6 protein-coding genes are annotated in these 11,881 nt (G+C 62.1%); 1 reads left to right on the top strand and 5 read right to left on the bottom strand.

What is annotated here, in order from left to right; genetic code table 11:
- Positions 1-715 precede the first annotated feature (715 nt).
- The 5 genes from P3T25_RS47830 to P3T25_RS47810 form a co-directional block, all read right to left on the bottom strand.
- Positions 716-4,036, bottom strand: a complete 3,321-nt coding sequence (locus P3T25_RS47830; protein WP_429364690.1) for an efflux RND transporter permease subunit — start codon at positions 4,034-4,036, stop codon at positions 716-718.
- A 3-nt stretch (positions 4,037-4,039) separates the two neighbouring features.
- On the bottom strand, positions 4,040-7,162 hold the full coding sequence (locus P3T25_RS47825; RefSeq protein ID WP_154560156.1) for an MdtB/MuxB family multidrug efflux RND transporter permease subunit: 3,123 nt from the start codon (positions 7,160-7,162) through the stop codon (positions 4,040-4,042).
- Between the two features lie 18 nt (positions 7,163-7,180).
- Positions 7,181-8,605 carry an MdtA/MuxA family multidrug efflux RND transporter periplasmic adaptor subunit gene (locus P3T25_RS47820; RefSeq protein ID WP_171928821.1) on the bottom strand — a complete coding sequence of 475 codons (1,425 nt, stop codon included), beginning with the start codon at positions 8,603-8,605 and terminating at the stop codon, positions 7,181-7,183.
- A gap of 375 nt (positions 8,606-8,980) precedes the next feature.
- A complete protein-coding gene (locus P3T25_RS47815) occupies positions 8,981-9,817 on the bottom strand; it encodes an IclR family transcriptional regulator (protein ID WP_154560154.1) in 837 nt (278 codons plus the stop codon).
- 658 nt (positions 9,818-10,475) lie between these two features.
- Positions 10,476-10,820 (bottom strand): helix-turn-helix domain-containing protein, encoded by a 345-nt coding sequence (locus tag P3T25_RS47810; protein WP_166618179.1) that lies wholly within the window; start codon positions 10,818-10,820, stop codon positions 10,476-10,478.
- A gap of 637 nt (positions 10,821-11,457) precedes the next feature.
- Here P3T25_RS47810 and P3T25_RS47805 point away from each other — a divergent pair.
- Positions 11,458-11,733, top strand: coding sequence for a response regulator (locus P3T25_RS47805; protein ID WP_408518945.1), 276 nt, complete (start codon positions 11,458-11,460; stop codon positions 11,731-11,733).
- The last annotated feature ends 148 nt before the right edge of the window (positions 11,734-11,881 follow it).

Below are 11,881 nucleotides of genomic sequence, written 5' to 3'. Positions count from 1 at the left end.
CGGCTGCAAAGAGAAGTAGGCAAGAGAAAGCAGCTCAAACCGCTAATGCTAAGTGGGGCCCGTGGTCTGCTGCGGGTAGTGGTGCATCTGGAATCTGGGTTCGTGCCCCTGCATGCGCCAGTGACAAGGGCGTCATACTTCCGGCGGCGCTGCGCGCGCCGAAGAGCAGTTCAAAAACCGATCGCTGCGTTTTGACGCCCACGGCTCGCGACCGGACCGTGGCTCATCATTGCACCGCCGCCACCACCGCGATTGTGATTGGAGCGGCAACTGCAATCGCATACCGCGACCGCGACTGTGACCGTGATTGCGGGGCACCGGCAAATCATTTGAAGTGGGGTTTCCCGGGTGAATGCAGGAGCGCGTCGCCGAGGCGAAGCCGACGGCCCCCACAGACCTGAACCGAAGCCCGTGGTTTCCCATGCAGACCCGTCCGCGACGCACGCAGTGCGGAGTGGGAGCTGATGACTCCTTTGTCACTAACGCGGAACGTGGGAGAACACGGATTCCAGATGCACCACTACCACTTGCAGGCCACGGTGCCCACTTAGCATTAGCGGTTTAAGCTGCTTTCTCTTGCCTACTTCTCTTTGCAGCCGGCAAAGAGAAGTAGGTGCCGCCCCGCACAGGGGCAACGCTAATAGACCACTAACAATTCAAGGAAAGGCCAACACCCTAAGAACACTGACAACAAGCGCCGCGCAGGCAAAAAACATCAAGAAGGCGCCACCCCCGCCCGCCGCCCCTTGCGGGCCTCCCACCGCACCCGAATCCGATCCATATACAGATACACCACGGGAGTGGTATACAGCGTCAGCATCTGACTAACAATCAACCCACCCACAATAGCAATCCCCAACGGAGCCCGAAGCTCCGCCCCTTCACCACTTCCAAAGGCCAGCGGCAACGCCCCAAGAAGCGCAGCACAGGTAGTCATCATGATCGGCCGAAACCGCAGCAAACAAGCCTGAAAAATCGCATCCCGCGACGACAACCCCTGCCGGGAGGCCTCAATAGCAAAGTCCACCATCATGATTGCGTTCTTCTTCACGATGCCGATCAGCAAGATCACCCCGATCAACGCAATGATGCTGAACTCAGTCTTAAACAGCAGCAAAGCCAGCAACGCCCCCACGCCCGCGGAGGGCAGGGTGGACAAAATCGTCAGCGGATGGATATAACTCTCATACAACATCCCCAGCACGATATACACCGCCGCCAACGCGGCCAGAATCAGAATCGGCTGGTCCGACATCGACTGCTGGAACGCCTGGGCCGTGCCCTGGAAGCTGCCGTGGATCGTCCCCGGCATGCCGATCTGCGCCATCGTGTCGTGGATCACCTGCGTCGCGGTCGATAACGATACGCCCGGCGGCAGATTGAACGAAATCGTCGAGGCCACGAACTGGCTCTGGTGATTCACCGACAACGGCGTATTCCCCGGCCCGAAGCTCGCGATCGCCGACAACGGCACCATCGTTTCCTTCGACGTCGACACGGCCGCACCCGACGAAGCACTCGACTTGCCGCTCGCCGCAATCGAATTGATCGCCTGGTTGCGCGCGGAGTCGGTCGCGATGCTCGCCACGCTCGATGCAGTCGTGCCCGCCGTGCCGCCTGTCGTCGCGCTCGTGCTCGCTGTAGCCGTAGCCGTGGTCCGCGCGGTCACCGTGCCGGCCGGCGCGTTGGTGGTCTGCGCGCCGCTCGCGCTGCCGCCCGAGGTGCTGACGTAAATCTGTTTCAGCATGTCCGGGCTCTGCCAGTACTTGGGCGCCACTTCCATCACGACGTGATACTGGTTCAGCGGGTTGTAAATCGTCGAGACCTGGCGCTGGCCGAACGCGTCGTACAAGGTGTTATCGATCTGCGCCGGCTTGATGCCGAGGCGCGCGGCGGTTGCGCGGTCGATCGTCACCATCGCCTCGAGGCCGCCTTGCTGCTGGTCGGAATTCACGTCGGCGAGTTCGGGGCGCGCCTGCAGCGCCTCAGTCAGCTTCGGTCCCCACAGATACAGATCGGTCGTCGAATCGGCCAGCAGCGTGAACTGATACTGCGCGTTCGATTGCCGGCCCCCTACGCGAATGTCCTGCACCGCTTGCAGGAAAGTCCGCGCGCCGGCCACCTCGCCGAGCGGGGCGCGCAGTTGCTGGATCACCTGGTCGGCGGATAGCTTGCGCTCGCTTTTCGGCTTCAGCGAAACGAACATGAAACCGGAGTTGGTCTGCCGGCCGCCGGTGAAACCCGCCACGCTGTCCACGGCGGGATTCTTGCCGACGATCTCCATCATCTCCGAGAACTTGCTCTTCATCGCCTGGAACGACGTGCTCTGGTCGGCCTGAATGCCGCCGACCAACCGGCCCGTGTCCTGCTGAGGAAAGAAGCCCTTCGGCACGATGATGTACAGCCAGATGTTCAGTCCGATGGTCGCGAGCAGAATCATCACGATCAGGCGCGGATGCCGCAGCGCCCAGCCGAGGGTACGCTCATAACCGCGATGCATCGACATGAAGCCGCGTTCGAGCCAGAGGCCGAAACGTCCTTCTTCCTTTTTCTCATGCGGCTCGCGCAGGAGGCGCGAACACATCATCGGGGTCAAGGTGAGCGAGACGATCAGCGACACGCCGATCGCGAGCGACAGCGTCAGCGCAAACTCGCGGAACAGCCGCCCGACAATGCCGCCCATCAGCAGAATAGGCAGGAACACGGCGACCAGCGAGATACTGATCGACAGCACCGTGAAGCCGACTTCGCGCGCGCCGAGGAACGCGGCCTTCATGCGCGGCACGCCATTCTCGATATGCCGTGAGATGTTCTCCAGCACCACGATCGCATCGTCGACCACGAAGCCGGTCGCGATCGTCAACGCCATCAGCGACAGGTTGTCGATCGAAAAGCCCAGCATATACATCGCGGCGAACGTGCCGATGATCGAGATCGGCACCGCCACGCTCGGAATCAGCGTGGCGCGCCAGTTGCGCAGGAACAGGAACACCACCATCACCACCAGCGCCACCGCGATCATCAGCGTGCGCTCGGTGTCTCTCAGCGACGCGCGGATCGTCGTGGAGCGGTCGGCGGCCGGCGCGATGTCCACGTCGGCGGGCAGCGACGCGTGCAACTGCGGCAGCATCGCCGTCACGCGGTCGATGGTGTCGATGATGTTCGCGCCGGGCTGGCGGTACAGAATCACCAGCACCGAACGCTTGCCGTTGAAGAGGCCCAGGTTGCGCAGGTCTTCGACCGAATCGACCACTTCCGCGACGTCGGACAGCTTCACCGCCGCGCCATTGCGGTACGCGATGACCAGATCCTTATACTGCGACGCCTTGCTGGCCTGGTCGTTGGTATAGATCTGCACGCGGTTCGGGCCGAATTCGATCGAGCCTTTCGGGCTGTTCGCATTGGCCGCGGCGAGCGCCGCGCGTACGTCTTCGAGGCCGATGCCGTAGTGGGACAGGGCATTCGGTTCAAGTTCGACACGCACAGCCGGATTCGCCGAACCGCTCACATCGACTTCGCCGACACCGTCCACCTGGGAAAGCGACTGCTGCAACACGGTGGCCGCCGAGTCGTACAGTTGGCCGGCGGTCAGCGTCTTCGATGTGAGCGCGAGAATCAGGATCGGCGCGTCGGCCGGATTCACCTTGTGGTACGTCGGGTTGCTGCGCAAGCTCGCCGGCAGATCGGCGCGTGCGGCGTTGATGGCCGCTTGCACGTCGCGCGCGGCGCCGTCGATGTTGCGGTTCAGGCCAAACTGCAGCGTAATGCGCGTCGAGCCGACCGAACTCTGCGAGGTCATTTCGGTGACGTCGGCGATCGAGCCGAGATGCCGTTCGAGCGGACTCGCGACGCTGGTCGCGACCGTGTCCGGGCTCGCGCCCGGGAGCGTCGCCTGCACCGAAATGGTCGGGAAATCGACTTGCGGTAGCGGCGCGACCGGCAGCTTGGTGAACGCGAAAATACCGGCCAGCGCGATGCCGATCGCCAACAGCGTGGTGGCGACCGGGCGGGAAATAAACGGACGCGACAGGTTCATCGCTTAAGTCCCTGCATCGGTGGCGGGCGGCACAGGCTTGCCGCGATTGAAGCGCTCACGCACGCGGCGGGCGAGTGCGTCGAAGCCGAGATAGATCACCGGCGTCGTAAACAGCGTGAGCAACTGGCTGACGATCAAACCGCCGGCAATCGCGATACCGAGCGGGCGGCGCAATTCCGAGCCGGCGCCGGTGCCGAGCATCAGCGGCAGGGCGCCGAGCAGGGCGGCAAGTGTGGTCATCAGGATCGGCCGGAAACGCAGCAGACACGCCTGATAGATGGCTTCGCGCGGGGGCTTGCCTTCCTCGCGCTCGGCGTAGAGCGCGAAGTCGATCATCATGATGGCGTTCTTCTTCACGATACCGATCAGCAGCACGATACCGATGATGCCGATGATGTCGAGATCGTGCCCGGTGATCAGCAGCGCGAGCAGGGCGCCGACGCCGGCCGACGGCAGCGTCGACAGAATCGTGATTGGGTGAATGAAGCTCTCGTACAGCACGCCGAGCACGATATACATCGTGACGATCGCTGCCAGGATCAGGAACAGTTCGTTCGACAGCGACGCCTGGAACGCCAGCGCCGCGCCCTGGAAGCGCGTCTGGAACGACGCCGGCAGCCCGATATCCTTCTCCGCCTGATCGATCGCTTTCACCGCCGCGCCGAGCGACGAGCCGGGCGCGAGGTTGAACGAGACAGTGGTGGCCGGGAACTGGCTCAGGTGCGTGACGAGCAGCGGCGCGGGTTTCTCGATGAACTTCGCGATCGACGACAGCGGCACCTGGCCACCCGACGAGGTGGAAGAGGGCAGGTAGATCGAGTTCAGCGACTCGGTGTAGTGCTGCATCTGCGGCTGCGCTTCCAGAATCACGCGGTACTGGTTCGATTGCGTGAAGATGGTCGAGATGATGCGCTGGCCGAATGCGTCATACAGCGCACTATCCACGGTAGCCGGCGTGATGCCGTAACGCGACGCCGTGGCGCGGTCGATTTCGATGTACACCGACTGGCCGTTGTCCTGCAGGTCGGTGGCCACGTCCGCCAGTTCCGGCGACTGCTTCAGCCGGTCGACCAGCTTCGGCACCCAGGTGGTGAATTCGCTGATGTTCGGGTCGGTCAGCATGAACTGGTACTGCGTCGGGCTGACGGTGGAATCGATCGTCAGATCCTGCACCGGCTGCATGTACAGCGAGGCGCCCGGAATGTGCGCGACGTCCTGCTGCAACTGGCGGATCACGTCGCTCGCGGTGTTGCTGCGGTCGTCGCGCGGCTTCAGGTTGATCAGCATGCGGCCGCTGTTCAACGTGATGTTGCTGCCGTCCACGCCGATGAACGAGGTGAGGCTTTCCACGTCCGGGTTCTTCAGGATCTGCGCGGCGAGTTCCTGCTGACGCTCGGCCATCGACGCATACGACACCGACTGCGGCGCCTGCGTGATTGCCTGGATCACGCCGGTGTCCTGCACCGGGAAGAAGCCCTTCGGAATGTACACGTACAGCACGCCGGTCAGTACCAGCGTGAGCACCGCGACGAACAGTGTGGAGCGTTGCCGGTTCAGCACCCAGGTGAGCGCGACCGCGTAGCGGGCGATCACCCAGTCGATCGATTTATGGGCCTTCGCTTCGAAACTGTGGCTTTCATGCGGCGGCGTGTGGCGCAGGAGCTTCGCGCACATCATCGGCACGAGCGTGAGGGAGACGATCGCCGAAATCACGATCGTTACGGCCAGCGTGATCGCGAATTCGTGGAACAGGCGTCCCACCACGTCACCCATGAAGAGCAGCGGAATCAGCACGGCGATCAGCGAAACCGTCAGCGAAATGATCGTGAAGCCGATCTGTTTCGAGCCCTTCAGCGCGGCTTCCAGCGGCGATTCGCCTTCTTCGACATAGCGCGCGATGTTCTCGATCATCACGATCGCATCGTCCACCACGAAGCCGGTTGCGATGGTCAACGCCATCAACGACAGGTTATCCAGCGAGAAACCGCACAGGTACATCACCGCGAGCGTGCCGATCAGCGAGAGCGGCACCGACAGACTCGGAATGATGGTCGCGTAGACGTTGGCGAGGAACAGGTACATCACCAGCACCACCAGCACGACCGACATCAGCAATTCGAACTGCACGTCGCGCACGGAAGCGCGGATCGTGGTGGTACGGTCGGTGACGATTTCCACGTTGAGCGCAGCGGGCAGCGACTGTTGCAGTTGCGGCAGCAGTGCCTTGATGCTGTCGACCACCTGGATCACGTTCGCGCCCGGCTGGCGCTGCACGTTCAGGATGATCGCCGGCGTGTTGTTGACCCATGCGCCGAGCTTGGTGTTCTCCGCGCCCTGCACGATGTTCGCGACGTCCGTCAGCATGACCGGGCGGCCGCCCTTGTACGCGACCACGGCGCTCTTGTAGGCGTCGGCGTCGGTCAGTTGATCGTTCGCGTTGATCGTGTAGTTGCGGGTCGGGCCGTCGAAGTTACCCTTCGGCGTGTTGACGTTCAGGTTCGAAATCGTGGTGCGCAAGTCGTCCAGATTCAGACCGTACGCGGCGAGCGCGCGCGGGTTCGCCTGAATCCGCACGGCCGGGCGTTGGCCGCCAGACAGGCTCACCAGACCCACACCCGCCACCTGCGAGATCTTCTGCGCGAGACGCGTGTCGGCCAGGTCTTGCACCTGCGTGAGCGGCATCGTCTTCGAGGTGATCGCGAGCGTGATGATCGGTGCGTCGGCGGGATTGACCTTCGCGTAGATCGGCGGCGCGGGCAGATCGGATGGCAGCAGGTTGCCCGCGGCGTTGATCGCCGCCTGGACTTCCTGCTCGGCGATATCGAGCGGCAGATCGAGGCTGAACTGCAGCGTGATGATCGACGAGCCGGCCGAGCTTTGCGACGACATCTGATTCAACGACGGCATCTGCCCGAACTGGCGTTCGAGCGGCGCGGTGACCGACGAGGTCATCACGTCCGGGCTCGCGCCCGGATAGAAGGTCTGCACCTGGATCGTCGGATAGTCGACTTCGGGCAGCGCGGAAAGCGGCAGAAAGCGCAGCGCGACGAGACCGACCAGCATGATCGCCGCCATCAGCAGCGCGGTGCCGACGGGGCGCAGAATAAAGGCGCGGGATGGATTCATGCGATAGTTGCCGTGCCTTTATTGCGAGGCTTGCGCCGCGTGATTGCGATGATGTCCATGCGCGCCGGATGCGCCCGAAGCGGCAGCCGCGCCGCTTGCACCGCTCGCACCACGCGCGCCCGAAGCGCTGCGCGGCTTGTCGGCCGGAATCGTGATCTTCGCGCCTTCCTTCAGCCGGTCCGAGCCGTCGATCACGACGCGCTCGCCGACCTGCAGGCCGGATTTGATGCTGGTGCGTTCGCCGTCCACCGGACCCACCTTGACCGCACGCACCGTCACCGTGTTGTCCGGCTTCACGACGTACACGAACTGACCCATCGAGCCGTTCAATACGGCCGGCGTCGGCACGATCACTGCGTCCTTGATCGTGTCCACGAGCAGGCGCGTATTCACGAACTGATTCGGGAACAGCCGGTTCTTGTCGTTCTGGAAGGTCGCGCGCAGTTTGACCGTGCCGGTCGTGGTGTCGATCTGGTTATCCAGGGTTTCGAGCGAGCCGCCTTCGAGCGAGGTGGTGTTGCTGCGGTCGTACGCGGTGACCGAGAGCTTCGCGCCCGTTTGGGTCTGCTGGATGATCTGCTGAAGGTTGTCTTCGGAGGTCGTGAAGATCACGCTGATCGGCTGCAACTGCGTAATCACGACGATGCCGTTGGTCAGGCTCGGTGTCACGTAGTTGCCCGGATCGACCTGGCGCAAACCGACGCGCCCCGACACCGGCGCGGTGATGCGCGCATAAACGAGGTCGAGCTTGAAGGTGTCGACGTTTGCCTGGTCGGACTTCACCGTGCCTTCATACTGCCGCACGAGCGAGGCCTGCGTATCGACCTGCTGGCTGGCGATCGAGTCTTGCGAGAGCAGCGTCTGATAGCGCTTCAGGTCGAGGCGGGCGGTTTGCAACAGCGCCTGGTCGCGCGCGAGGGTGCCTTGCGCGTTTTCCAGCGAGATCTGATAGGGGCGCGGGTCGATCTGGGCGAGCACGTCGCCCTTCTTGACCATCTGGCCTTCCTTGAAATACACGTCCTGCAGCACGCCGCTCAACTGCGGCAACACGGTGACGTTGGCGAGCGGCGTGACCGTGCCGAGCGCGGTCAGCACCACGGGCATCTCACCTTGTGCGGCGGTCGCCACGTGAACAGGCTGCGCCATGTTGGCGAGGCCGCCAGGGCCACCACGGCCCGGGCGGCCGCCGCTCGCGCCGCTTGCACCGGCAGCCCCGCTCGCGCCTCCGGGCCCGCCCCACGGATGCCAGCGCCACAACACGACCCCAAGGATGACCAGCGCCGCAACGATCAGCGCGATGTTGCGCCCGCGATGGCTTTTTGCTGCGACCGGCGTGTTCCCGGGACCGCCGACAGGTTTCCCGGTGGCTGACGGTTGCGAACCGGGTTGAGAAGCCGGGGCGGCAGGGCGTGTGGTTTCCGAATGCTTTTGTTGTTCGTCCATCGGTTCGGTCTGGTGGCTGGCTTTGATGTGAGCCGCTCGTGCGTTTGTGCCGCTTCAACAGTTCGGCGGACCGGCACGCAGGCGGCATGACAGGCGGTTTCGACAGCGGGCGCGCCGCAAATGTTCAGCGCGATGCTACCCGAGGCGCGGGACAACGATGTTAACGCAGTGCGGCATCATGGCAGCTCGGCGGGACGTTATCGAAGGGCGATAGCGGCAAGCCGGGCGAGCGCCCGCGACGGGAATGCGTGATCCTACGTCGCAGGCTCTGTAACAGTCCACCCGTGTATTTTTCTTTTGATTACGAAGGTTACAGTGCGAGTGGAGGGCGGCTGGAAAATGCCGTGGCCGCCGACCGGCGAGCGCGTGCGCGTTTCAGTTGTCGAGGCGGCGTCCAGGCGTGCCGCCGATCTCGAGAACGATCTTGCTGATGCATTCGAGCAGGGCCGGCGCCGCACGTGAGATCAGCCAGTCGCGCGGACACTGATCCGCGGAGCCGCCGCAATTGACTGCGTAGCGCTCGCCCGAGGGGCCGGTGAATCCTGATGCGATGGCGTTCAAACCGTCGTACCATTCGCCCGTGGCGATCGCGAAGCCTTGCTCCGCCGTTTCCCGTAATGCGCTCGTCAGACGGCTGCTGACGTGGCCCCAGTCGTCGCCTTCGGCGGCCTGCAGGCCGATCAGCAATTTTTCCCGCTCCGGTTCGGCAAGCGCCGACAGATAGGCGCGGCCGACTGCGGTGCGGCTGAGGTTCATGCGCGAGCCGATTTCGAGGCGCGATACCAGCACCGCCGAACGTGGCCGGATCGCGTCGATGACCACCATGTCGAGGCGGTCGCGTACGGCCAGATGCACGGACAACGCGGTGCGTTCGGCGAGTTCGATGAGGAAGGGGCGCGCCCGGGCCCGGATGTCGAAGTTGCGCAGAAAGCCGTTGCTCAACTCCAGTACAGACGAGGTCAGCACGAATCGCTCGCTGTCGGGCAAGCGGAACAGGAAGCCTGCGCCGACGAGCGTGGCGGTAATGCGCGAGACGGTGGGCTTCGGAATGCCGGTCAGCTCGGTCAACTCGCGGTTGCTGAGCGGCGCATCGGCCGCGGCGATCGAGCGCAGCACGGTCAAACCACGTGCCAGCGCGGTGACTTCGTCGCCCGAGCCGTCTTTGTCTTTGGCTGGGCCTGCGGCAGTTCGGGAGGACGTGGGTCGGGTCATGTCGTTTTTCTGGAACTATATTTCAGTTTTCTGTTCGCTTGCCTGTCAGCAACCGATCCGCAGAGGTGCGGCGGAGGCCCCAAAATGGGGCGCGAAGTGCATTTTTCGTCGGAAGATTCATTGTATCGGAATATTTTGCCGAGACGAATGAGGTCTCTTTAGATTTTGCTTGACTTAGTCAGCATAACCATAAAAAATGGAACCTCATTTCGAAAGACGGTTTCAGGTTCTGCATTTTGAAATTCTGAACCAACCGTGGTCCGCGGAGTGTCTGGTCGAGTACCTCTAACAGTCCCCCGTAGCAGTCCACGCAGTGTCTGTCTCGAGTCCGGCGTCCAACATCGCGCACCCGTCCAACTTTCGAATACCGTCTCTCAGGTTCTAGCACGGCCCTCGGAATGGCTAGAACTTTTTAAGGCGTCACGGAAACGTGACGCCTTTTTTTTGTGCTATCGGCGCACATCAAAGTCTGCGGCATTCATAAAATGCCCCTTTGCGTGCAACAAAGTCTGCAGGTTTTGGATTAATTCTGCTGCGCGGCAGCAATTCTGGGTCTTTGCCATCACCCTCGATGGTCAATGTGCGGTCCGTCAGTCTGAGCCGACTTGCCCGTTCAGAAGATACTTAATTCGCCCTACGGTGGTTTCTCTTGCCAGTATCAAACCAGTAGTTGCCAGGTTTCAACGCCTACCACCCGCGCCAATGCGTCCAAGGTATCGAGCGTTGCTGCGACCGTCTTGCTTTCAATCTTGTAGGCATAGACGCGTCCGAGACCTGCCGAAGTTGCGGCCTGTTCTTGGGTCAGGCTCAGCCGAAGCCTAAGTCGTTTCAGATTTTGGGCTACCGAGTCGCCAAGCGGCCGCTCGGCGTAGTCTCCAGGCGCTTCCACTGGGTCAGATGACAACGGAAGGCAAGGGTCGACGTCCAGGGCAATGGCAAGCCGGTTGACTGTATCCAGGCGGACATTTGCTGCCTGATTTTCGATATTGGTAACGGTATGCACGCCCAATCCGGCGGCGCGGCTGCTGCCATCCTGTCCGCCCTCATTTAAATGGCGCGGACCATCGCCGCTTCCTCGACGGCGCGAGTTCCCGAAAGCGGCGCCGTCCTTCCTCGCTCCACCGTCAGTTGCCGCTCCCTTGCGTCTACAAAGGGTCCACAATCCAACTCACCATTCTTGGACTCTATGTCCAAGCACCCCCCAGGCACCTTTTTGCGAGCAGTCTAAAATTTCACCGGCAGCGCCTCGGCGTGTCACAGGTGACGCTCACCCTCAGCTAGCTTCATCACTGAACTGGGGAGCAGGAGTCGGAGGCGAACGCTGCGAGACAATTAGATCGCACAAATCACCACTCCTTGCACGATATTTAGAATAATCGCGCGCTGGCTTAGGTGCTCGTCGGCGCTTAATGCATGGATTGCAGAGTAGCAAGCCAAATTGACCCATCCAGCTACATTTTCTGCGCACTTTCCCATACCTTTGGTAATGCAAGGCGACTATGTAGGGTTTGCAGAAAAGAGGCTTCAAAAATGGGATGCTCGCGACGCCAGCATTGGCGCGGGCTTGCGGCCGACATCAGCGCAATATCGAGGTGTTCGAAAGCGTCCGACCGCTACTCTTAAGACATGCGTTATAGGGAATGTCTCAGGTTAGGTGCATTACGCACCCTGAGGTTGCAATCATCGACGTGGGGATGCCGGAAATAGACGGCTTCGAAGTCGCACGCGCAGTTCGACTTGAACGAGCACTCGACGACATCGTGCTCGTGGCGCTTACGGGCTATGCATCCGAATCCGACAAATCGAGGGCTTTGGCGGCCGGTTTCGATTTTCATCTGACCAAGCCCCTTTCGCTCGATAAGCTGCAGTACATCCTGGCGAAACGTGCCGACGGTACGCTGCGGGGCATTGTCTAAGGTCGGCGCGCCCTTTGTCGCGAGTTTTAGGGCTACAGAAAGTCGGCTGGACTTAGATCCTATGAGCACGGGCGTCGAGGAACTGATACGTAAAATCAGCGTGTCGAGTCCTGTTCAAAGGAGAGAGCATCATGCGCACGGATCACAC

Source organism: Paraburkholderia sp. GAS32 (assembly GCF_050434225.1).
GTDB classification, from domain to species: Bacteria; Pseudomonadota; Gammaproteobacteria; order Burkholderiales; family Burkholderiaceae; genus Paraburkholderia; species Paraburkholderia madseniana.
This window is presented reverse-complemented; position numbering and strand designations above follow the sequence as displayed.

Bases quoted from the DNA above. Each gene is read 5' to 3' on its own strand.
- P3T25_RS47830 (WP_429364690.1), bottom strand. From the start codon at position 4,036: ATGAACCTGTCGCGTCCGTTTATTTCCCGCCCGGTCGCCACCACGCTG.
- P3T25_RS47820 (WP_171928821.1), bottom strand. From the start codon at position 8,605: ATGGACGAACAACAAAAGCATTCGGAAACCACACGCCCTGCCGCCCCG.
- P3T25_RS47815 (WP_154560154.1), bottom strand. From the start codon at position 9,817: ATGACCCGACCCACGTCCTCCCGAACTGCCGCAGGCCCAGCCAAAGAC.
- P3T25_RS47805 (WP_408518945.1), top strand. From the start codon at position 11,458: ATGTCTCAGGTTAGGTGCATTACGCACCCTGAGGTTGCAATCATCGAC.
- P3T25_RS47825 (WP_154560156.1), bottom strand. From the start codon at position 7,162: ATGAATCCATCCCGCGCCTTTATTCTGCGCCCCGTCGGCACCGCGCTG.